Genomic DNA, 24547 nt, shown 5'->3' on the forward strand with positions numbered 1-24547 from the left:
TTATCCGGTATTAGCCCCGGTTTCCCGGAGTTATCCCAGTCTTATGGGCAGGTTACCCACGTGTTACTCACCCGTCCGCCGCTAACTTCATAAGAGCAAGCTCTTAATCCATTCGCTCGACTTGCATGTATTAGGCACGCCGCCAGCGTTCATCCTGAGCCAGGATCAAACTCTCCAATAAAGTTAGTTTGTCTAGCATCTAAAAATAAAAATTGACGTTTCACGTTGTTTGTTTCGTTCAGTTTTCAAAGAACTACATTGTCGCTCAGAAGCGACTTTATCAATATAACATTTTGTTATATTTTCGTCAACAACTTTTTTCAATAAGTTGTTTTTCGTTTGTTTTGCTTGTTACCTTTCGTGGCAACGAATATAAATATACCAGTTTGATTATTAAAATGCAATAGTTTTTCTAATAAAATTTTTAACTTAGTAAAAAAGTATAAAAACAGCACATTTCTTCTATATAAATATAATTTCTCGCACCATCAAGATCTATTATACCCACACAACTCATACTCAAATAAAAAAGCTTTGGAGAAATCTCCAAAGCTTAGTCTTGTTTATGGCGCATAGCAGGGAATAATAATACATCACGAATAGATGGTGCATTTGTTAATAACATAACTAAACGATCAATACCGATTCCTAATCCGCCCGTAGGAGGCATACCGTATTCAAGAGCTTCGATATAATCATCATCCATCATGTGAGCTTCGTCATTACCTTGCTCACGCTCTTTTAATTGAGCTTCAAAACGTTCTTTTTGATCAATTGGGTCGTTTAACTCAGTGAATGCATTTGCATGTTCACGTGCAACGATAAATAACTCGAAACGATCTGTGAATCGTGGATCTTCGTCATTCTTTTTCGCAAGTGGCGAAATTTCTACCGGATGACCGTAAATAAATGTTGGTTGGATTAATTTATCTTCTACTTTTTGCTCGAAGAACTCATTAATGATATGACCAACTTCCATTGTATCCTTAATTTCTACATTATGTTCTTTTGCAAGCTCACGCGCTTCTTCTACACTCATCGGAGTCCAGAAATCCGCTCCAGAGTGTTGCTTAATTGCATCTACCATATGAAGACGTGTCCATTCTGGTTCTAGATTAATTTCATAATCACCATATTGGATCGTTGTTGTACCCAATACTTTTTTCGCAATATGAGCAACCATATTTTCTGTTAGTTTCATAATATCATTATAATCAGCGTACGCTTCATATAATTCAATCATCGTAAACTCAGGGTTATGACGAGTTGATACACCCTCATTACGGAATACACGGCCGATCTCATAAACTTTTTCTAATCCGCCCACAATAAGACGTTTTAAATGAAGTTCAATTGCGATACGCATATATAATTCCATATCTAACGCATTATGATGCGTAGTGAAAGGACGAGCAGATGCTCCACCCGCAATCGCGTGCATCATAGGCGTTTCTACTTCAAGATAACCGTTGTCATCTAAATATCTTCTCATTTCACGAATGATTTTACTACGAGTAACAAATGTTTCACGACTTTCCATACTTGTAATTAAGTCTAAGTAACGTTGACGGTATCGTTGTTCAACATCTTTTAATCCATGGTATTTATCCGGTAATGGACGAAGAGATTTCGTTAAAAGCGTAAATCCTGTTGCTTTTACTGAAAGTTCTCCAACGTTTGTTTTGAACACTTTACCTTCAATACCTACTAAGTCACCTAAATCTGCTGTCGTAAATAACTCGTACTCTTCATCTCCAACAGTATCTTTACGAACGTAAATTTGAACTTGGCCGTGTAAATCTTGAATGTGCGCGAATCCAGCTTTTCCTTTACCGCGTTTTGTCATAATACGACCAGCGATAGAAACCGTGATTTCTTTCTCTTCTAATTCTTCTTTAGAGAATTCTCCATATAGACTTACTAAGTCGGTTGTTGAATTTGTGCGTTCAAATCGTTTACCGAACGGATCGATTCCTTGCTCACGTAAATTATGTAGCTTTTCACGACGAACAAGCAATTGGTCGTTTAATTCTTCGTGGTTCATGTTATCCATGATATTGATATCACTCCAGCTCTATTAATTTTTACAATATATACAGTATAGCATTTTCTACTCAACTAGAAAAACTGCCAGCAACTAACTGGCAGTTCTTCTTTCTTTCACGTAATTATAGGAAGTGCGTAGAAGAATGTCAATCTTCTCCTTCCTCCTTATTAACCAACGTGAATTGTTTGTTGTTTCGCCTCTACTTCTTCTACAAATGCACCTAATACATTCGCAAGGTCTTCACGCGTGTTGCAAGTATTGATGCCATTACGCACACTCGCATTACCACGAACACCTTTTAAATACCAAGCCGCATGCTTTCTCATCTCTCTTACAGCAACATTTTCGTTCTTTAAATCGATAAGACGATCTAGATGCAACATACATACATCAATTTTCTCACGGACTGTTGGTTCCGGCATTAATTCACCTGTCTCTAAATACTTTACCGTACGATAAATCATCCATGGATCCCCAAGAGCTGCACGACCAATCATAACACCATCTACACCAATCTCATCAAGCATACGCTTCGCATCTTGCGGTGTTTCGACATCACCATTTCCGATAACCGGGATATTCACAGCTTGCTTTACTTGTTTAATGATATCCCAATCCGCTTTCCCTTCATACATTTGCACTCGCGTACGTCCGTGAACCGCCACAGCTTGTCCACCAGCACGCTCAACAGCTCTAGCATTTTCTATTGCGAAAATATGTTCTTCATCCCAACCGATACGCATTTTAACCGTAACCGGCTTTTCAACAGCATCTACAACCGCTGCTACCATTTCGTATATTTTATTTGGATCTAAAAGCCACCTTGCCCCCGCATCACATTTAACGATTTTCGGTACTGGGCAACCCATATTAATATCAATAATGTCTGCTGTCGTATATTTATCTACGTATTTCGCAGCATCTACAAGCGTTTTTTTCTCTCCACCGAAAATTTGTAAACTTAATGGTTTTTCTCTCTCATCGATATATAACATATCTAATGTTCTTTTGTTATTCAGTAATATTGCCTTATCACTTACCATTTCAGCACAAACTAAACCTGCACCAAATTCTTTCACTGTTAAACGGAATGCAGAGTTACACACTCCCGCCATCGGTGCTAATACAACCGGATTTTTCATCTCAATATTTGCAATCTTTAACAATCAACCTACTCCTTCCTGTACAATCACTTTGGCATTAATTCATCTATCGAAACATTTAATGCCTTAGCAACTTCTACTACAAAATCTTGAGAAGGCGATCTATTCCCTCTCTCAACCTCACCTAAAACAGATACAGATACCCCTAGTTCTTTAGCAAAACCTTCTTGTGTATAGCCTTTTAGCTTTCGAAAAGCACGAATGCGTCTTCCCCATTTTTCTGCTTCCATACCGTTACTCCCTCTCGCCTTTTCATTTCTTCTACTTGTGAACGTGAAATGTTTTGTTTTATGCCTTGATTAATCTCTAACAACGGAACGATAACAAAAGCTCTTTCAAACATCCGCGGATGCGGAACAATAAGATTCTCTGCTTCAATATTCTCTTGATTATAAAGTAAAATGTCAAGGTCGATAGTCCTCGGCCCCCACCTAATTTCCCTTTTTCTTCCTAGGTCATTTTCTACTTTTTGTGTTACTTTCAATAATTCTTGTGGTGATAAATTGGTAGAAATTTTTATAACTAAATTTAAAAAGCAACTTTGGTCAGTATAGCCAACTGGCTCAGTTTCATATACAGATGAAATATCATCAACCTGAATATAAGGATTTTTATTTAGAAACTGAATCGCTTCAGTTAGATACGTATAACGCTCTCCAATATTTGACCCTAATGCAATGTAAGCTATATTATTCATGGACGTTCTCTCGTAATTTCTACTGCTACAGCACGATAATGACCCGGTATCGGTGGATCCGGCTTAATTACCTTAATTGTACAGCGTGAAATACTTTCATATTGTTTTAATATATCTGCAGCAATATTTTCAGCGATACTCTCCACAAGCTTATACTTTCTATCCTCAACAACTTTTCTACATAATTCGAAAAGCTCTCCATAATTGACCGAATGCTCTAAGTCATCACTTTCCCCTGCACGCTTTAAATCCAACTCCACCGTTAAGTCAACTTTAAATCTCTGACCTAATTTATTCTCCTCTGGGAACACACCATGATAACCATAAAACTCCATATCATGGATATAAATTTTATCCAATTACCTTACCCCCTTACCAATCATCGCATCCATCATTTTAGCCATACGCGCCATTTCTTTCACATCATGGACACGAACAAACTCACAGCCCTTTTCAATACCAAGACAAACAGTAGCTCCTGTTCCCTCAAGGCGTTCCTCCACTGGCAAATCTAATACGTGCCCAATAAAGGACTTTCTCGAAGTACCTAAGAGAACCGGATAACCTAGCACATTTAACTGTTCTAAATTACGCATCGCCTCTAAGTTCTGCTCAGGTGTTTTAGCAAAACCGATACCTGGATCTAAAATAATATTCTCATCTCGAACACCAGCATTTTTAGCAATTTTAATACTGTCATACAAATCAGCAATCATATCCGCCATTAAATTACGATAATTCATATTATCGCGGTTATGCATTAAAATGATGGGTACATCATAATGGGCTGCGACTTCAGCAATTTTCGGCTCCGCCTTCGCTCCCCAAATATCATTAATAATATGAGCACCAGCCTCAATTGCTTGCTTTGCAACTTCAGCTTTATATGTATCGATAGATATAGGCAATTTTACTTCTTTTGAAACTGCTTGAATCATCGGGACAACTCGCTTTATTTCTTCTTCTACTGATACTTTAGCAAAACCTGGGCGAGTAGATTCGCCACCAATATCAATAATATGAGCACCTTCACCTTGCATTTCTTTTGCGTGACGTACCGCAGCATCTACCTCGTTGTAACTCCCACCATCAGAAAACGAATCTGGTGTTACATTTAAAATCCCCATAATTAATGTCTTTTCATTTAAATTCAATGTATATTCGCCGCAGCGTAAATCATAATCCCACTTCAAACTACACATCTCCTCTTCGTAATTCATTTCTGCTCCATAATTTCTCTCTTTGCATTCCATAAAGGTACATTAAACTTTTTGTAACCACTCCTACTTTACCCGGGAAATCCTGCGCTTCTATACGATAAAGCGGAACAATTTCTTGAATGGAGTTTGTTACGAAGACTTCATCTGCTGAAAGCAGCTCATCTTTTGTAAAGAAACCTTCCTTTACTTCTATATTTAATTCTTCAGCACTCTTTATAATAAACGCACGAGTGATACCATTTAAAATCCCTGTCTCTAACGAAGGTGTATATAAAACATCACCTTTCACAAAAAATAGATTCGAAACAATACCCTCTGCAACATAACCTGCTTCAGTAAGGAAAATACCTTCCTTGCTCACAACATTTCCAATTTCACGCTTCCCTAAAATATTATTTAAATAGTGATGAGACTTCAGGCGAAATGTCCCTTCCGGTGTATTTCGCACTTGTTTTAAAATAACACCTTCTTTTTCTACTACATCTTCTGGAGCTGTTAAAGGTTTTATAAAAACAATAACCGAAGGCTCTTCGTATATTTCCGTTTGTAATCCTATTTCATCTATACCCGCCGATACATTAAAACGTATATATGCATGCTTCAATTCATTCTTAGCGAGTAAATCTTTCAAAATAAGCATCACATCATTTTTTGTCATTGTCCATTTAATTTGCAATGTATCCAGCGCCTCTATTAAACGGTCATAATGATCATCCAATAAGAAAGGATGACCATTATAAATACGAAACGTTTCAAAAACTCCAAGACCATATAAATAACCATGATCATAAGGAGAAATTCTCGCTTCACTTGCTTCTACATACTGACCATTTACGTAAATTAACATAATGTCGCACTTGGACTGTATTTACGAATGAAATTCTGCAATAACTCTTTCCCATGAGAAGTCATAATAGATTCCGGATGGAATTGCACACCCTCTATCGGCAATGTCTTATGACGAAGTGCCATAATTTCCCCTTCCTCCGTCCAAGATGTTACCTCTAAGCAATCTGGTAACGTCTCTTTCTTAACAATAAGGGAATGATAGCGCGTCGCAGTAAACGGATTAGGAATATCCGAAAAAACCGTCTTTCCATCATGATGCATAAGCGAAGTTTTCCCATGCATTAATCGCTCTGCACGGACAACCTCTCCACCAAACACTTGTGCAATAGATTGATGCCCTAAACAAACTCCAAAAATCGGAATCTTCCCCGCGAAGTATTTAATAACTTCCATACTAATCCCCGCTTCATTAGGACTACATGGACCTGGAGAAATCATTAGAAAATCTGGTTTCATATTCTCAATATCTGAAATCGTCACTTCATCGTTACGTTTAACAACGAGCTCTTGTCCAAGTTCTCCAAGAAACTGCACTAAATTAAATGTAAAAGAATCATAATTATCAATCATTAATATCATTTCTCTCACCTAACCGTTTCTTCGCTACGTTCTTTTGCACGCCATAAAGCAATCGCCTTTTTTAACGACTCTTTATATTCATTTTCCGGATTTGAATCAATTACAATTCCCGCCCCCGCTTGTACATGAGCTTTTCCATCTTTAGCAAGAAGTGTTCTAATTACAATATTCAATTCTGTATCTCCAGAATAACCAATCCAACCGATTGAACCTGTATAAATCCCTCGGCGAACAGGTTCTAATTCCTCAATAATTTCCATTGTACGTATTTTCGGGGCACCAGTAATTGTTCCACCAGGGAATACAGCCTTCACTAAATCAAAAGCATCTTTATCTTCTTTCACCTCACCACGCACATTAGAAACAATATGCATAACATGTGAGTATTTCTCAATTACCATAAATTCATCTACTTCTACAGTGCCATATTTACAAACACGCCCTAAATCATTTCTTTCTAAATCCACAAGCATTACATGCTCTGCTCTTTCTTTTTCGTTCTCAATTAATTCTCTTGCTAATTCTTCATCCTCTTGCTCATCCGCGCCTCTAGATCTCGTTCCAGCAATTGGTCTTGTACTTACTTCAGTTCCTTGTTTCTTAATTAACAACTCTGGCGATCCACTAACAATTTGAAAATCCCCAAGCTCCAGGTAACCCATATATGGAGATGGATTAATTTCACGAAGACTTGTATAAATTTCTAGTGGATGCGTTTGTAAAGTTCTTTCTTGTCTCGTCGACAAGTTTACTTGGAACACATCACCCGCCCCAATATATTCTTGAATACATTCAACTGCCTTCATAAAGCCTGTTTCTGTAAAGGCAACCGCTTCATTTTTCTTTTTAGGACGTTCAAACGGCATAGTCACTTCAGGCACTTCTGCCACCCAAAGATCCTTCCATTCATTTAAACGTTCTTCCGCTTCTGCATGCTTATCTACATAATGTGTAATAATCCACAATACCTTTTCTTTTTGATCATAGACAAACACATCGTCAAATAATAAAAAGTATATATCGGGTATATTCAGATCATCCTCTGCAAGAGAAGGGAGTTTTTCGATATAACGGATACAATCATAACTAAAGTAGCCAATTGCACCACCTTGAAAAGGCGGGTACTCTGGATTGTAGTCTGTTTTCCATTTCTCCATATATTCTTGCATTAAATCTAATGGATTCCCTCTTTTTATTGTTTCCTTACCACTTTCACTTATATGTAACTTTTCACCCTTCCCTTGGATTACCGCTACCGGGTTTAAACCCACTATGTTATAACGACCGCCACGTCCACTTTCCAGCAAAATATGTTGCGGCTTATCCTGAGAAAGAAATTTATATTGCTTAAAGAAATCTAACTGATATGGAATAGAAAGCGCTAAAGATTTTCTTCGTTGCATATCAACACCCCGTCTTCTTTTATCCCACCCTCTTAGATGAACCAGCTCCAACTACATAAGTTATTTATATAGAGATTGATTATACTCGAAGGCTAGTGAAAATAATTTAATTATACTACCTCTTATTTTACATGAAGTTTTCTAGTCATTCACTCTTTTCCTATTTCCAATCCAAAAAGAAAAAGCATCCTTTTTCAAGGATGCTTTTTCAATCGCATTTAATTATGATTCAAATTGATAAAGTGGTGTACTTAAATAACGTTCACCGTTACTCGGGATAATAACAAGTACCTTTTTCCCTTTACCTAACTTTTTCGCAACTTCTGTTGCTGCATAAATAACTGCGCCTGAAGAGATACCAACTAAAATACCTTCCTCTTTAGCCACTCTTCTCGCATATTCAAATGCTTGCTCTGTTTTCACTTGAATAATTTCATCATATACTTCTACATCCAACGTCTCCGGAACAAATCCCGCCCCAATTCCTTGGATTTTATGTGGACCTGGTTTCCCACCAGATAATACTGGTGAATCTGCAGGTTCTACTGCATAAATTTTAATATCTTTATACGCTTCCTTCAGCACTTCACCAGCACCAGTAATCGTTCCACCTGTACCAATACCTGCAATAAACGCATCTAATTGGTCGCCCATTTGTTCAATAATTTCTGGACCTGTTGTTAAACGGTGAATTTCTGGATTCGATTGGTTTTTGAACTGTTGTGGTATAAAGTAGCCATGCTCTTTCGCTAATTCAGTCGCTTTACGAATTGCTCCACCCATCCCTTCAGGACCTGGAGTCAATACTAATTCAGCACCGTAAGCACGTAATAAATTACGACGCTCAATACTCATTGTTTCTGGCATTACTAAAATTGCATTATATCCTTTAGCAGCCGCTACCATCGCTAAACCAATCCCTGTGTTACCACTTGTTGGCTCAATGATTGTATCGCCCTCTTTTAACAATCCCTTTTTTTCAGCATCTTCAATCATAGCTAGTGCAATACGATCTTTAACGCTACTCCCTGGATTCATAAATTCTAGTTTTAAGTATATATCTGCGCTGTCTGATTCTACGATGCGGTTCAACTTAACGATCGGCGTTTTCCCGATTAATTCTGAAACTGATTGTGCCACTCGCATTCCTGTCACTCCTAACACCGAGTATTTTTATTGGTTTTATCTATATTTAGATTTTGTCAGAAAATTCCCTGTTTGTCAATCTATTCGGAGGGTTAATCCCCTTATTACAAATTCTCAATTAAATTTGTAATATCTTCTTTAGAGAACTTGTATCGTTCATTACAGAAATGACAATGAACTTCTGTTTCTTCTTCTTCTTCACGAATTTGCTCTAACTCTGTTTTACCTAAACTAATTAACACACTCTCAATACGTTCACGTGAGCACGTACAATTAAATTGAACATCCATTGTTTCTAATACTTTTACTTTATCTTCTCCAAGGACTGCATATAGTAGCTCTTCTGGAGAAAGACCTTGTTCGATCAATGTTGATACAGGCGGGATTTTTTGCAAACGATCTTCAATGAATGAAATTGTTTCTTCCTGTGCGCCCGGCATAATTTGAAGGATAAATCCACCCGCCGCTAATACGCTGTCATCTCCATTTACAAGTACACCGACACCAACAGAAGAAGGCGTCTGCTCAGAAACTGCGAAATAATACGTGAAATCTTCCCCTAGTTCTCCCGAAACGATTGGAGATTGACCGATAAACGGCTCACGCATACCAATATCTTTAATTACTGTTACAAACCCTTCTGTACCTACCGCTTGATATACACGTAATTTCCCTTGTTCCGTTCCTTCAAAATCAACATGTGGATTCGTTACGTAGCCACGTACATCCCCATTTGCATGAGCATCCACTAAGATAGGGCCAATCGGACCATTACCTTCTACCTTAATCGTTAACTTTTGATCACCTTTTAACATCGCACCCATCATTGTACCTGCAGTTAAAGAACGACCAAGTGCCGCCGAAGCTGTCCTCCATGTATCATGACGTCTTTGCGCCTCACTTACTGTATTTGTTGTACGTACACTATACGCACGTACTTCTCCATCAAACGCTAACGCTTTTACTAAATAATCTTTCATACTTATTTATTCACCTTTCTCATGCTGTAAATTTGCATTACGCTCATATAACATATACAAGCCTTTTAACGTTAAAAATGGATCTACAATATCAATTACATTCGATTCTTCTGAAATTAATTTCGCCAATCCACCTGTTGCAATAACTTTCGGTTCTTGTTTAGCTTCTTCTTTCATACGCTTAACAATACCTTCCACTTGTCCTACATAACCATACAGAATACCTGATTGCATCGCACTTACTGTATTCTTCCCAACAACACTGCTCGGTTTTGTAATTTCAATACGAGGAAGTTTTGCTGCCCTACTATATAAAGCCTCTGCTGAAATCATAATTCCTGGCGTAATAACTCCGCCCATATAATGCTTTTCTTCATTAATATAACAATATGTAGTAGCCGTACCAAAATCAACAATAATAAGTGGACTTCCATACAATTGGATTCCTGCTACTGCATTTACAATTCGATCTGCGCCTACTTCACGTGGATTTTCATATTTAATATTTAGCCCCGTTTTTATTCCAGGCCCTACTACAAGCGGTTTAATTTTAAAATATTTTTCACACATACGTTCTAAAGCGAACATAATTGGTGGTACGACTGAAGACACAATAATACCTTTCACATCTTCAAACGAAAGACCCTCATGATCAAGTAACTGTTTTACAAGCATTCCATATTCATCTTCTGTCTTATGACGATCTGTTTCCATGCGCCAATGCTGACGAAGTTCCCCCTCTTCAAACACGCCTAGTACAGCATTTGTGTTCCCTACATCCAATACAAAAATCATGTTCTCACCACTTATCTTATTTAATCTATATTTGTGTAGTATGTATAAAACTTATAAAAACATCATATCACACATACTTATATAATCAGCTTTCCTATCCTCATCATTTTACAAAAAGATTGCTCTCTATTTCAATTTTTAATACTAGTTTTACTTAAATTACTTTATCCACTAAGCTCTTAATAGTAATTAACAAAAATCTTAACAAACAAAAAAGGAGTGACGATAGTCACTCCTTCATTTCTTACTTATCTTCTTTATCTTCATCGTCTTTCTTCATATTGATGTTTACTTTCACATCATCTGAAGATGTTGGACGCTCAGGTAATCTGCCATAATCATATAAATGATTAATTTGCTCTGCGTCTAATGTTTCTACTTCAAGTAACGTTTTCGCGATAATATCAAGCTTATCTCGTTTTTCAGTAAGAATATGTTTCGCACGAGCATAACATTCTTTAATAATTGTTTGCATTTCCACATCAATTTCATGTGCGATTGCATCACTGTAGTTTTGTTCTGAATGGAAGTCTCTTCCTAAGAATACCTGACCACCTTGTGAGCTACCAAATTGCATCGGTCCAAGCTTATCACTCATACCGAATTCCGTAACCATACGTCTTGCAATACCAGTTGCACGTTGGAAATCGTTGTGAGCGCCTGTACTTGCTTCACCAAATACAATCTCCTCAGCTACTCGACCACCAAGTAAACCAGTGATTTTATCAAGCAACTCTGGCTTTGTCATGAAGTAACGATCTTCCTTCGGAAGCATTACCGCATATCCACCAGCTTGACCACGAGGGACAATTGTTACTTTATGAACGACATCAGCTTCATCAAGAACAACACCAATTACAGTATGGCCTGCTTCATGGAAAGCAACGATATTACGTTCTTTTTCAGAGATAACACGACTTTTCTTAGCTGGACCTGCAATAACACGATCCGTTGCTTCATCGATATCACTCATATCAATCTTCTTCTTATCTCGACGTGCAGCTACTAAAGCAGCTTCGTTTAATAAGTTTTCAAGATCCGCACCAGAGAATCCTGGTGTACGAGTCGCAATTGCTCTTAAATTAATATGCTCATCAAGCGGTTTATTACGCGCATGTACTTTCAGTACAGCTTCACGGCCATTTACATCTGGACGATCTACTGTAATTTGACGGTCAAAACGACCTGGACGTAATAACGCTGGGTCAAGAATGTCTGGACGGTTTGTCGCAGCAATGATAATAATACCTTCGTTTGCACCGAATCCATCCATTTCAACAAGTAACTGGTTCAATGTTTGCTCACGCTCATCATGACCACCACCAAGACCTGCGCCACGTTGACGACCTACTGCATCAATTTCATCAATGAAAATGATACAAGGAGCATTTTTCTTTGCATTTTCAAATAAATCACGTACACGTGATGCACCGACACCGACAAACATCTCTACAAAGTCAGAACCACTGATAGAGAAGAATGGAACGCCAGCCTCACCTGCAACAGCACGTGCTAATAAAGTTTTACCTGTACCTGGAGGTCCAACTAATAGGACACCCTTCGGAATACGGGCACCAACTTCAGAAAACTTACGAGGGTCTTTTAAGAATTCAACTACCTCGACAAGTTCTTGTTTCTCTTCATCCGCCCCAGCAACATCTCTGAAACGAACTTTTTTCTTTTCATCATTATATAACTTCGCCTTACTTTTCCCGAAGTTCATAACACGGCTACCGCCGCCTTGAGCTTGGTTTAATAAGAAGAAGAATAAAATGAAGATGATGACAAACGGAATGATTGAAGTAAAGAATGTTACCCAAGCACTTGTTTCTTCTGCTGGTTGATACTTAACTTCGGCACCTTTCGCTTTATCATTGATTTTCTTTTGTAATTCCTCAGTATTTGGTGCATAAGTAACAAATTGTTCTCCTTGGCTAGAGTTATTGAATTGTCCTTTTACCTCAAATACACCATTTTTCGGTTGAAGTTGCACATTACGCACTTCACCGCTTTCTAGTTTAGTAATGAATTTGTCGTAGCTAACTGATGTCGTTTTTTGTGTCGAACCATTAAAATAGCTCACGATTCCAATTACTACTAAGAATATCAGTAAATAAAAGATGGTATTACGGAAGATACGATTCATTCCTAACCTCCTCTCACGGCATAAACACTATAGTAAATCGTAACATAGAAAAACTTTCCTATACAATTGTAAAGCCTGTATTTAATTAATTTGAGTAAACGCTTGGTTTTAATACGCCTACATAAGGAAGATTACGGTACTGCTCTTTATAATCTAATCCATATCCTACTACAAATTCATGTGGAACAGTAAATCCAACATAATCCGCTTTCAGATCAACCTTACGGCCTGTTGGCTTATCTAATAATGTAACAATTTTTACAGACTTCGCTTTACGATATTTGAATAAGTCTACTAAGTAGCTTAGTGTAAGACCACTATCAATAATATCTTCGACGATTAAAATATCGCGCCCTTCTACAGAAGTATCAAGATCTTTTAAAATTTTCACTTCGCCTGTTGAAACTGTAGAGTGACCATAACTAGATACAGCCATAAAATCCATTTCAAGATATGTATCTGTTCTCTTTAATAAATCTGCCATAAATGGCATTGCGCCTTTTAATACACCAATTGCAAGAGGTACTGTGTTTTTATAATCCTCTGCAATAACTGCACCTAGTTCGCGCACCTTTTCTTGTATTTGTTCTTCAGAAATTAATACTTTTTCGATATCTTGATTCATCATTTCATTATCCTCCCGGAAGACTCCTTGCTTTTGTAGTGAATAATCATATATTTACCCTTCTTTGCCATCTCTTTCGAAATTGCAAATGCAGATCGCTTCAACAAGGGTACCCAAATAATGGTCCCACTTGCATCACAAACGACCGGCCATTCTTCTCTTTTTTCTTTTGGTACTTTCGCTTCGATAAAAATAGCTTTTATCTTTTTCGTGCCATCCATACCTTGTATTGACATGCGATCTCCATTTTCCCTAGAACGAATACGAAGTGGATAGGATATATCATTATACTTAGCAACAAATACTGTTTCATTCATGTTACTTGGTATATCTTCGCTCACCTCTGTTACAAATTCATCCCCGTTCAATAGTGTAATGGTCCCGGGTACTGATAAATCTTGCAAAAAAGGAGAGAAAGTTTCTTGTTTAAATCTAAAGCTACACTCCTCGTATGTGCGAACAATTTTCAAATCACCTGGAAAATCAAGTGAACCTGAAGGCTGTGTCCGCTTAAAAAACTCAATCACCTTGTCAATATGTATAGAAGAAAGAGAAGATGGAATCTTATATTCATAAAGATAGTTTAATATTAGTTGAATCCCTCTTCTTTGTAAAGGCATAGACATGGATTCAAAGGCAGGAATTGATAAGCTAATTTGTTTATCACTTTTTTTTGTAATTACTTTATTCATTTTCTCAAAAGCTAATTCCTGCAAATAAGCCTCATCCTCTTGCATCTGCACGCTAAATTTTTGGAATTTCTCATGCATTTGTGGATTTTCTTCTTTTAAGTGAGGAAGGACATATTTACGTAATCGATTCCTTGTATATACTTCCTTTTTATTACTCGGATCTATACGTGGAATTAAATTTAGCTTATTACAGTAATCAACAATTTCTTCCTTCGTTACCCCAAGTAACGGCCTAATTAAATATCCATTATGAAAAGGACGCTTCACTGCAATTCCTGCATATCCTTTCGGAGTACTCCCTCTTACAAGACGCATTAAAATCGTCTCTACTTGATCATCTCCATGATGTCCAAGAGCAACATATCTTGCATCATATTTCTTCATTATTCTTTCCAAAAATGCATATCTGCATTCTCTAGCAGCAACCTGTGCATTCATCCCATATTGCTGTTGATATTGTGATACATTAATCCTTATCGTTTCACAAATAATTCCCAGTTCTTCACAAAGGTCCTGCACAAACTGTAAATCCTCATGAGATTCATCACCTCTAAACATATGATCCACATGAGCTACTACAATTTCCAACTGTTTTTCCGCTCTTTTTTCTAATAAATAATATAAAAGGGCTAACGAGTCAGGACCACCAGAAACTCCCACAACAATTGTTGAATCATTCTTTAATACATCATGCTGCTTTACAAAGTCATCTACTTTTTCAACAAATGTATCTTTCAACTTCGCAATCACCTTTCATTAAACAAGAACAGCAACGTTAGTTACCTTGTCTATAATGGTACAACTTTTACAAACATTGTGCAAAAAAAAGATATACAAAAATTACATTTTTATCTTACATCCTCCGTGTATATTCATAAAATCAATAACATTACCTTTTCCCACAAAAAAACCTAGGTATTCACCTAGGTTTTTAAAATCAAATTATAGATAAATATTCCACTTACATTTTACTGCGCCTGCATTCCTACAATCGGAATCGTAGCCCACTTCGGCATATTTTTCTTCACTTTTGCCACTACAATAGTCATATCATCATTTATATAACCATCACAAGAGCGAATCACTTCTTCCATAATGATATCAGCAATTTCTTGCGGGTCTTCGGTTTGCAATTCTTTAATTTTCCGCTTCATCCACAATTCATGATTCTCTACATGCTGCGCCCCCTCAAAAATCCCATCGCTCATCATAATAAGGATATCGCCCGTTTTTAATTGTTCACCCACCACATCAACTTCAACATCTTCGATGATTCCCATCGGCAAATTACTTGCTTCAATTTTCAAAATATTATTTGCGCGTTTAACAAAACTCGGCGTTGATCCAATCTTCAAAAACCTAGCACTCGCATCCCGCAAATCTACCATAGCTAAATCTAATGTCGTAAACATCTCTTCTGTCGTTCTCAAAGAAAGAATTGAATTGATAGACTTAATAGCTATTTCTTCATCAATACCCGATTGGAGTATTTTTTGTAATAATTTCACCGTTTCCTTACTTTCCATATGAGCTCTTTGCCCATTACCCATACCATCACTAATCGCAAGTGCGTATTTACCAACACTTAAATCCATCATCGCATAAGAGTCACCCGAAACAAACCCACCGCCTTTGGCGGCTGTAGCCAATCCTGTATCAAGAGAATACGTCTTCGCCGAACCAAATGATATTAAACTATGGCCATTCGGATAAGAAGACTTTTCTTCATGTTTAACGACAATATTTTCTTTAAGGATATCCGAAAGCATCGGGGCAACTAACTTTTCACACTCACCATGTTCATTAGATGCAACTGGAATTAACATTTCAATATCAATACTTCCTCTATCTAAACAATAAATATCAACATGCTCTACTTCGACACCAAAATCACGGAACGCTTGCATAATCTGTTCTTCCTGCACTTGATGATTTTCACGCTCTCGTTGTATCTCCTTAGCAAAATCCTCCATAACCTTTGATACACCTAATAGTTGCTCGGCTACTATTCTACGATTTTCCTTCATTTGTTTTCGCAATTTTTGTCCCTCATAGAAGTGATCTAATTCACCCGCTACTAAATCCGTCACTTTTTTCCCTCTCACACAATGCTTGTCCCACTCACGAACTAATTTACGATTATGTTGCAGGGTTCCTTCTTCCGTTTCATTCATTATTTGTTTCATATAATCGTACGTTTTATCGAAATTCACTACCCAGCATTGATCCTTTTTAAAGCATGTTTGACATGTTTTCGCAGTAATTGTACTCAAAAACAAATCTGCTTCTGTCTCTTTATCTTCTTCCTCTACATACCCATATACAGAAAAGCTATTAGATAAAGCAGCAAATACATTTGCGAATTGGTTGATTTTGTTCGCTGTAACATCACGCATCCTTCTTAAATATTGTTGTTGATCTTGCGAATGCTCTTGTGTACCTGGCATAAATTTAGCAATACGATCCAAAACAAGCTTTGGCGTTAATAAGAAGATAGCAATCGCTACACCTGACTCAATTAAAGTTGTTACAATATTTGTCTGCTTGTCTACATATAATGTAATTAAGCTTGTCCCTATTAATAAACCTAAACTAACACCTAAACGCTTCCCTTCTTTTAACAACCCACCAAGCAATCCAGAAAAAGCAAGAAGGCTAAGCTGAGACAAACTAGAAACATTTGCTAAACTTAATATCAATCCTGTTACGACCCCCACTGTAGATCCTGTAGCAGCACCCGCAATAAATGCAAATACTAGTACTAAATACCTTGTAAAAATATGTTGAATAGAAGCATCATATACAAACCAATCTGTTGTACCCGTTAAAACAGATGCTAGTAATATAATCAAACAAACAATTTCTTCCGTCTCTAACGCCTGTTGTTTTCCTTTCCTTTCCACTAAAAGCGGGACACTTTGTAAAAATATCATAGTTAATACGAAACTAAGCCCAGCCTCAATGGTACTAACGAGTAAATCGTACATGGTGACAGTTTGTTGTGCAAAATATACAACAACTAAGTGTGCGGTTAATGCGGAGATAAATACTTGAAATGGAACAAGTCCAACGGTTTTACGTGTAAATCTACTAAAGAAGATATTATAAATGAAGAAAGTAAAGATAGATGCAAAAGTAAAAAACAAATTATCTATCGAGACTGAAAGAGCTCCTCCCATTAGAGCTAAAAATGCTAGCGGCATCTTATCCCGCTTCATAACATAAACAGCAGCAAAAAACGGTAGTGCAAACGGTAAAATATTTGTTAATATATATGCTCTTCCCAAAAGAAAACCAATAACAACAATAATAAATCCCCATCTAAAGAAAACTTGTTCAAATTTCATTCGCAACTTACTCGTCCACTTTATTCCTCCAAGCTGACCCTCATTCATTGCCAATGCACTTGTATTCATAGTATTCCTTCCTGCTTTAGGCATATTTTTAACACCACCTGCATAGTTTAATTACTGTCATTATAAAAGATGATTGTTGGGATTTTTGTCAAAACAACAGTTTTCACTTTTATAATCGTTCGACTTTTTATTCGAAATAACTCTACAGATATACACAGTATGTAAGTTATTCTTGATTTTTTAATTAAATATTCAGAAAATATAGGGTGATTTTGTAGAAGTGTTGTATGTCTTAATCCATTTAACAAAAAAAGATCATGCAAATTTGCATGATCTTTTTAGATGACCCGTACGGGATTCGAACCCGTGTTACCGCCGTGAAAGGGCGGTGTCTTAACCACTTGACCAACGGGCCGTTAAAATAAATATAGCGGCGGAGGGGATCGAACCCCCGACCTCACGGGTATGAACCGTACGCTCTAGCCAGCTGAGCTACACCGCCATGTCGTCGTATTTAACGGACAATTAGTATCTTACATCAGATCTTATTTAAAGTCAACACATCTTGAAAACTTTTTTAAAATATATTTTCACATATAAAAAAGCACCCCGAGCCATCACTCTGGGTACCTCTCTATATGTTAAAAACTAAACGGCCTTATTATCCGCGACGTGCGCCACGGCCACCACGTTTAGACTCTGTGTTACGCTTTAAAGAAGTTAAACGATCTTCGCTATCCTTTAAGAAGCGTGCCATCTTTTGCTCAAATGTTTCTTTTGGAGCTCGGTCGTTACCGCCACCGCGATTATCTCTGTTGAAAGAGCGATTATTACGTTGTGGACGTCCAGAACGTTGTTGATCACCACCGCGTTGGTATTCACCGCGTGGGCGATCTCCTTCTGTTTTTTCACGTTCTTTCGCTTTTTTGATAGATAAACCAATCTTTCCATCTTTTTCAACATTAATAACTTTTACTTCTACTTGGTCGCCCACTTTTAAGTGATCGTTAATATCTTTTACATAGTTATCAGCAACTTCACTAATATGAACAAGACCAGTTAAGCCTTCTGGCAGCTCCACAAAAGCCCCAAAATTTGTAATACCTGTTACTTTACCCTGTAACTTGCTGCCTACCTCGATTGACATAAAAAAAATGCTCCTCCTTAGTGGTTAAAAAGTCAAATTTTACTTTATTATATATAATCCTAAAATATAGTGTCAATAAGACATACTCTACTTCGAAACAGGAAAAATTATCTCCCCTTTACCAGAGAAGAAATAATCCCTTCTAGCAATCTTTAATACGTACTCTTCATCATTTAACTTTTGAACTTCGTCTTTTAGACTTTTTTCTTTATTCGTTAATGAATCCAGTTCTTTTTTCATGTCCTTAACTTTTGCTTCTTTTGCTTTAATGGAACTGTTTTGTTGATAAAACGTTACACTAATACTCGCAATAATTGTAAAAGTAAAGACAAGAAAAACCGCTAAACGGCGATAAAGTCGCTTCCTGTTCTCATCCGTTTGTATTATATGCTCTTTAACAGGATTTGGACTCTGTTTTTCGATTGTTCTTTGTCTCAGTTCCCTCATTTCCGAGGTCCCCCTAACTTCTTTTTTATACGCTCCCATATTTGGAAGATATGTCCCTTCAATTTTGCTATATATTGCAGGAACCCTATATGTTTCACTATAAAAAGTTTAACACGATTAGGGAGAAGTTTCCATATGAGCGAAGCAATAAATCGAACAGGCCAGAAAAAAACTTTCCATATGAAAAGTAATATCCAAATCACCATTTTCCATAACACATGTCCAATTGAAAGCAGTATACGAAATAAGAATAATATAAATGCAATAAATAGCTGCGCTATAATAATAACAGGTTTTATCATGAGTAGCTGTATAATTCGAACAAAAAAATATGTTGTTTGCATAAAAATATAGATGAGAAAATTTAACAGCTTCATGTATAGTGCTTTCAGTAAGCTTTGATATGCCGCAAAACCACATAATAATGCCAAAAACACATATATACGTAGTTCAGCTTCATTTACGAGAAGTAATACATAAAAGACGAATAATGCTTGGACAATCCAAAATAATATATCTTGTATAAATACAAGCCAACGTTTACGTTCTTGGCGCTTTAGAAAACGTTGATATGTATCTAAAGACGCTCCAATCCAAGCACCCATTCCAATCATTGAAAGCATTGTATACAACTGAATTGTTAGACTCATTTAAACAACTTACTAAAGAAACCTTTAGTTTTTTCCCCTTGATTTTCATCAATATACAACATCTCATTAACTTTCCCTTTAATCGACACAATACCTTTTTCTACATCTAAATTTTTCATTTGTAAATTTTGACCACGAATCGTTAAAAAACCCATTACGGTCTCTAGCAAAAACTCTTCGCTATCAAAACTCTCTACCTGCTTCACACCGGTAATATCAATTATACGCCTGCCACGCATAATAATGTCATGTTCTACAGAAACATTTTGTTGATTAGAAGACGTAGGTGAGTAACCATTATTCACGTAAATCCCCCCATAGGTTTTTACTAGCTAATAGTAATGTATGAAGGGATAAATGATTTTAGAACAAGCCTTCTTCCGCTTTTACTTTTTCTTCACGAACTAAGCTATACATATTTGCTGCATCTTCTTTTTTAGTTGTTTCTTTCAATTCATTTATTTTTACAGTCACTATTTTTTGACCAAAACGAATTGTTAATTCATCAGCTACTTTCACATCAGAACTCGCTTTTGCCACTTGACCATTAATAGATATTCTTCCTTGATCAGCTACTTCTTTCGCTAATGTTCTTCTTTTAATTAAACGTGACACTTTTAAAAACTTATCTAGACGCATATCAAATCCCCCTATTAACGCTCTGTTTGTTTCGCTTCTTCCCATAAAACATCTAACTGTTCTAATGATAAATCTTCCATCTCTTTATTCATTTCAGCTACTTTTGACTCCATGTATAAAAAACGACCAGTAAATTTCTCATTAGTTGAACGTAACGCCTCTTCTGGATCTATTTTGTAATGACGGGCTATATTAACAAATGCAAATAGTAAATCACCAAACTCACCTAGCATCTTTTCCTCATCCATGTTTGTAACTTCTTGTTGGAACTCTTGCCATTCTTCCAAAGCTTTCTCTATCATCGGCTGCACATCAACCCAATCAAATCCAACCTTACCAGCTTTCTTCTGAATTTCAAAGGCGCGTAGTAACTGCGGCAAACTTTTAGGAACGCCATTTAAAACAGATTCTTTCACGAATCCTTTTTCTTGTTTTTTAATTTCTTCCCAATTGGCAATCACTTCATCAGCATTGTTTACATCCGTATTTCCAAATACATGTGGATGGCGACGAACCATTTTTTCAGATAGAGTTCGAATGATATCATCTATAGAGAACCAACCTTCATCTTCTCCGATTTGAGCATGAAGCATAACTTGTAATAATATATCACCTAATTCTTCTACTAAGTGATCATCATCCTCTTCATCAATTGCTTCCAACACCTCATAAGCTTCCTCAATTAAATATTTCTTTAATGATTGATGCGTTTGCTTTTTATCCCACGGACAACCATTTGGACCACGCAGGTCTGCAATAATTTCTCTAAGAACATCAAACTGTTGATACAAGGACGCACGCTCCTGAACAGGTGGCACGTACACACTTGTTAAATTATTCAATTTCGTTTCATGATCTAACATGTACAACGGTACCTTCTTTACTTGTTCAAATGAAGTTCCTGCAGCTGTTACGATATACACTTCATAATCATCTGACAACATCTCCATTAATGTTAATTTCACATCAGATGCAACGAATGCATCATATACTTGGCAAAAGATTAAATGTTGACGTAATTCTAATTGCCCTCTTTCAAATGATGTAGCATCAAGTAATTGAAATCCTTCAATCGGATCAATTTTTAGGCTTGCAAACATAGGATCAAGGAAACTTTGTCCACCCTCAATTCGCACTTCAACATTTGAAACGTCTCCTTTTTCCAACAATAGCTGAACTGTTCTTTCTGCTACAAGTGGATGCCCCGGAACCGCATAGATAATTTCTGTACCTTCAGCTTGTTCTAGCAATTTATTCGCAATTGTTTCATATACAATTTCAAACGTATCATGTGCTTCATATACAGCATCAAAAGCCGTATATTGTATGCCTTCTTTCTCCAATTCTTCTATAACCGGATGTTCCTTCGTTCTAACAAACAGATGGTCTGCTTCTTTTATTTTTCGATATACACCCATCGTTAGCTGATCTAATTCACCAGCACCTAAACCTAAAACAGTAATGATTCCACTCACAACCTGTCACCTCTATCCACTCTTCTTCAATGAACCTTCTTTTTTCTCTTGCTTCATAACAGTTCCTAATTCTTTTTTTGTAAATACACGTAATTTTAAAATAAAAAACATATATGTCAATCCGCCGATGGCTACACCTAACAACGCTTCAAGCGTCGCGCTCGCTCTATGTTCCGTATCAATTACTAATCCAGACATCTGCAACACACGCGTGAACATCATTAATACAAACCCCATACAGATACCACTAATTACTACACCTAACATATTTCGCTTATTGATAAGTGACCCTGATACAGCTCTCATAAGCAACAAACTATTTAGTCCAGAAATTATGATTAACGCACATAAAGTCGCTAAGGCTGCCCCTTTCACACCAAAATAAGGCATGAATATATAATTTAACGCTAACTTTAAGCAACCTCCAAATACAACAAATAATGCTGGCTTAAATGTTTGTCCCAACCCTTGTAAAATAGAAGCCGTCGTAATTGACAATGAACTAAATAAAATAGATAAAGATAAAATAGATAAAACATCTGATCCATCACTATTTTCAAACAACATAATATTCGTAGGTTGAATAATACAAGTTAGTCCAATAGCTGCTGCAAATCCAATAACAAATGTTATTTTCATTGCTAACTTTACCTTTTCTTGAATAAAGGAAAGATCTCCTCTTTCCTTCGCCGCTGTAATAATTGGAATAAGTGATAACGAGAAAGAAGTCGTCACAACAGTACCTAATTGCATTAGCGGAATACTTCTATCATAAACACCCTTTAATACTTTTGCACTTTCAGCCTGTTCTCCCGCACCAATAAGTAAAGTGTACAAGGACATTGAATCAGCCATCTGTATAAAAATAAGCACTAAATTACTAACACAAATCGCTAACCCCTGCCAAAAAAGGATTTTAATTATCTTCCTTTTACCCTTAATTCTCGCTACACTTTTAAAAAATATGGAACGAAAATCTCGACGCATATACAACATAAGTACAATAATCCCAATAAGTCCACCCGCAATTGAGCCTAACATAGCCCCTGCACCAACTGTATATAAATCAAATCCGTGAGCAATTAGGAATAGCGATAAAAATACAATAATAGAAACTCGAATTGTTTGTTCTATTACTTGCGAAACAGCCGTTGGCATCATATTATTGAACCCTTGAAAATACCCTCTTGCTACAGACAAAAACGGCATCAATAAGAACGAAAATGAAATAACACGTAGCAACTTATCTAAGTGCATATCGCCCATAGCTATCGCGATTGTTTCGGCCCCAAAAAACAATGTAAAGAAACCTATAAAACCAATTCCTAATAAAAACCAAAAAGATACAGAAATAATTTCTTCTGCTTCTTTCTGTTTTCCCCACTCTAGTCGTTCTGCAACCATTTTTGAAATGATAACAGGAAACCCATAAGTAGCTAAAATTAAACAAAATCCATAAAACGGGTAAATTTGTTGGTAAATATAAAAACCAATATCCCCCGCTATATTTTGATATGGAATACGGTAAAAAGCGCTTAATACTTTTGTAACAAAACTTGCAATCGTTAATATAATAGCCCCACGCCAAAAGGCTTGATACTTCTTCGCTTCCATACAAGAAAACTCCTTTTTCTATTCTCACCTCTCGTATTATATCATAAAGAAAAGTACAAACTCCCTTACCACCACGGGTAATTATAGATCCCTACACGTTAAAAATATTCAACGAAAAAAGGTAGCAAAGCGCTACCTTCATTCAATATACATATATCTCCAAATAATTGATTTCTCAAAAAGAAAGATCATAATTAGGAAAGATTGCTACTTCTAAAATCAATATACCCTTACTGTTCCATTTGTTTCGCTAAGAAACTGGCAGCAGTATTAACCGCTTTATGCTCGATTTCGCTTATAATAGCTTCTTTTGAAAAAATAATGACAGCTCCAATTGGGTCTCCGTTTGCAACAATCGGTCCAACTGTATAAGAATGAACCTTTTCTGTTACACCATCGATAATGGAAATATCACTTTCGTCCGTCATAATAACAGACTTTCGTTCTTCCATCGTTTTTTCGATTAGATCGCCAACACTTTTATTTAAGTATTCTTTTTTCGATACGCCTGATACTGCGATGATAGAATCTCGGTCACAGACAAGCACATTATGTCCTAAGCTGTCATATAAAGCCTCAGCATATTCTTTTGCAAAATCACCTAGTTCACTAATTGGAGAATACTTCTTTAAAATTACTTCTCCATCGCGATCAACAAATATTTCTAGGGGGTCTCCTTCTCGAATACGTAAAGTTCTACGAATTTCCTTTGGGATTACTACCCTGCCTAAATCATCAATTCGACGTACGATTCCAGTTGCTTTCATTCTAATGCTGCCTCACTTTCTACTGATGATCAAAGTGGTGAATTTACCTGTTCATGTAAAAATCACCAACTGTTAGATATAGTATTTTACACATTAGTTCTTCTATGCAC

Annotated in this window: 24 protein-coding genes, 2 tRNA genes and 1 rRNA gene; all 27 read right to left on the bottom strand. The window is 36.7% G+C overall.

The features are described 5' to 3' along the window. A 16S ribosomal RNA gene (locus ACTJJY_RS10110) occupies positions 1–181 on the bottom strand; the annotation flags it as partial. 372 nt (positions 182–553) lie between these two features. Next, a complete protein-coding gene (gene lysS, locus ACTJJY_RS10115) occupies positions 554–2053 on the bottom strand; it encodes a lysine--tRNA ligase (protein WP_000369686.1) in 1500 nt (499 codons plus the stop codon). A 161-nt stretch (positions 2054–2214) separates the two neighbouring features. Further along, a complete protein-coding gene (gene dusB / locus ACTJJY_RS10120; protein WP_440605448.1) occupies positions 2215–3213 on the bottom strand; it encodes a tRNA dihydrouridine synthase DusB in 999 nt (332 codons plus the stop codon). A gap of 23 nt (positions 3214–3236) precedes the next feature. Further along, complete coding sequence (locus tag ACTJJY_RS10125) at positions 3237–3440, bottom strand: helix-turn-helix domain-containing protein (protein WP_000387030.1); 204 nt, start codon at positions 3438–3440, stop codon at positions 3237–3239. Continuing rightward, positions 3392–3907, bottom strand: a complete 516-nt coding sequence (folK, locus tag ACTJJY_RS10130; RefSeq protein WP_440605449.1) for a 2-amino-4-hydroxy-6-hydroxymethyldihydropteridine diphosphokinase — start codon at positions 3905–3907, stop codon at positions 3392–3394. The genes ACTJJY_RS10125 and folK overlap by 49 nt, the downstream gene beginning before the upstream one ends. Beyond that, positions 3904–4266, bottom strand: coding sequence for a dihydroneopterin aldolase (gene folB, locus ACTJJY_RS10135; protein ID WP_000358062.1), 363 nt, complete (start codon positions 4264–4266; stop codon positions 3904–3906). Before folB ends, folK begins: the two co-directional genes overlap by 4 nt. Next, entirely contained in the window at positions 4267–5127 is an 861-nt protein-coding gene (gene folP, locus ACTJJY_RS10140; RefSeq protein ID WP_002103948.1) for a dihydropteroate synthase, read from the bottom strand. After that, on the bottom strand, positions 5102–5974 hold the full coding sequence (gene pabC / locus ACTJJY_RS10145) for an aminodeoxychorismate lyase (protein ID WP_440605450.1): 873 nt from the start codon (positions 5972–5974) through the stop codon (positions 5102–5104). Before pabC ends, folP begins: the two co-directional genes overlap by 26 nt. Beyond that, positions 5968–6555, bottom strand: a complete 588-nt coding sequence (gene pabA / locus ACTJJY_RS10150) for an aminodeoxychorismate/anthranilate synthase component II (RefSeq protein ID WP_440605451.1) — start codon at positions 6553–6555, stop codon at positions 5968–5970. The genes pabC and pabA overlap by 7 nt, the downstream gene beginning before the upstream one ends. 5 nt (positions 6556–6560) lie before the next feature. Continuing rightward, positions 6561–7958, bottom strand: a complete 1398-nt coding sequence (gene pabB / locus ACTJJY_RS10155; RefSeq protein WP_440605452.1) for an aminodeoxychorismate synthase component I — start codon at positions 7956–7958, stop codon at positions 6561–6563. Positions 7959–8180: 222 nt separating this feature from the next. After that, complete coding sequence (cysK, locus tag ACTJJY_RS10160; RefSeq protein ID WP_001261712.1) at positions 8181–9104, bottom strand: cysteine synthase A; 924 nt, start codon at positions 9102–9104, stop codon at positions 8181–8183. 104 nt (positions 9105–9208) lie between these two features. Beyond that, a complete protein-coding gene (gene hslO / locus ACTJJY_RS10165) occupies positions 9209–10084 on the bottom strand; it encodes a redox-regulated molecular chaperone HslO (RefSeq protein ID WP_000656367.1) in 876 nt (291 codons plus the stop codon). A gap of 6 nt (positions 10085–10090) precedes the next feature. Next, positions 10091–10879, bottom strand: a complete 789-nt coding sequence (locus tag ACTJJY_RS10170) for a type III pantothenate kinase (RefSeq protein ID WP_000578365.1) — start codon at positions 10877–10879, stop codon at positions 10091–10093. 244 nt (positions 10880–11123) lie between these two features. Continuing rightward, positions 11124–13025 (bottom strand): ATP-dependent zinc metalloprotease FtsH, encoded by a 1902-nt coding sequence (ftsH, locus tag ACTJJY_RS10175; protein WP_001079669.1) that lies wholly within the window; start codon positions 13023–13025, stop codon positions 11124–11126. 85 nt (positions 13026–13110) lie between these two features. Continuing rightward, on the bottom strand, positions 13111–13653 hold the full coding sequence (gene hpt / locus ACTJJY_RS10180) for a hypoxanthine phosphoribosyltransferase (RefSeq protein WP_000981846.1): 543 nt from the start codon (positions 13651–13653) through the stop codon (positions 13111–13113). After that, a complete protein-coding gene (gene tilS, locus ACTJJY_RS10185) occupies positions 13650–15080 on the bottom strand; it encodes a tRNA lysidine(34) synthetase TilS (protein ID WP_440605453.1) in 1431 nt (476 codons plus the stop codon). The genes hpt and tilS overlap by 4 nt, the downstream gene beginning before the upstream one ends. Before the next feature lie 230 nt (positions 15081–15310). Further along, positions 15311–17782 carry a stage II sporulation protein E gene (gene spoIIE, locus ACTJJY_RS10190; RefSeq protein ID WP_340719516.1) on the bottom strand — a complete coding sequence of 824 codons (2472 nt, stop codon included), beginning with the start codon at positions 17780–17782 and terminating at the stop codon, positions 15311–15313. A gap of 259 nt (positions 17783–18041) precedes the next feature. Further along, positions 18042–18113, bottom strand: a tRNA-Glu gene (locus ACTJJY_RS10195). A 13-nt stretch (positions 18114–18126) separates the two neighbouring features. Further along, a tRNA-Met gene (locus ACTJJY_RS10200) sits at positions 18127–18200 on the bottom strand. Positions 18201–18359: 159 nt separating this feature from the next. After that, positions 18360–18845 carry a S1 domain-containing RNA-binding protein gene (locus ACTJJY_RS10205; protein ID WP_000021451.1) on the bottom strand — a complete coding sequence of 162 codons (486 nt, stop codon included), beginning with the start codon at positions 18843–18845 and terminating at the stop codon, positions 18360–18362. A gap of 87 nt (positions 18846–18932) precedes the next feature. Further along, positions 18933–19292: a cell division protein DivIC gene (gene divIC / locus ACTJJY_RS10210; RefSeq protein WP_001208739.1), complete on the bottom strand. Its 360-nt coding sequence runs from the start codon at positions 19290–19292 to the stop codon at positions 18933–18935. Continuing rightward, a complete protein-coding gene (gene yabQ, locus ACTJJY_RS10215) occupies positions 19289–19942 on the bottom strand; it encodes a spore cortex biosynthesis protein YabQ (protein ID WP_440605454.1) in 654 nt (217 codons plus the stop codon). The genes divIC and yabQ overlap by 4 nt, the downstream gene beginning before the upstream one ends. Next, entirely contained in the window at positions 19939–20247 is a 309-nt protein-coding gene (gene yabP / locus ACTJJY_RS10220) for a sporulation protein YabP (protein ID WP_001059104.1), read from the bottom strand. Before yabP ends, yabQ begins: the two co-directional genes overlap by 4 nt. 58 nt (positions 20248–20305) lie before the next feature. Then, a complete protein-coding gene (locus tag ACTJJY_RS10225) occupies positions 20306–20581 on the bottom strand; it encodes an RNA-binding S4 domain-containing protein (protein ID WP_001234876.1) in 276 nt (91 codons plus the stop codon). Between the two features lie 14 nt (positions 20582–20595). Next, positions 20596–22056, bottom strand: coding sequence for a nucleoside triphosphate pyrophosphohydrolase (mazG, locus tag ACTJJY_RS10230; protein ID WP_440605455.1), 1461 nt, complete (start codon positions 22054–22056; stop codon positions 20596–20598). A gap of 12 nt (positions 22057–22068) precedes the next feature. Next, a complete protein-coding gene (locus tag ACTJJY_RS10235) occupies positions 22069–23670 on the bottom strand; it encodes a putative polysaccharide biosynthesis protein (RefSeq protein WP_440605456.1) in 1602 nt (533 codons plus the stop codon). A gap of 230 nt (positions 23671–23900) precedes the next feature. After that, a complete protein-coding gene (spoVT, locus tag ACTJJY_RS10240; protein WP_000648306.1) occupies positions 23901–24437 on the bottom strand; it encodes a stage V sporulation protein T in 537 nt (178 codons plus the stop codon). Positions 24438–24547: the final 110 nt, after the last annotated feature.

Origin of the sequence: Bacillus sp. 22475 (assembly GCF_052044835.1) — a bacterium.
In the GTDB taxonomy this organism is placed as follows: domain Bacteria; phylum Bacillota; class Bacilli; order Bacillales; family Bacillaceae_G; genus Bacillus_A; species Bacillus_A cereus.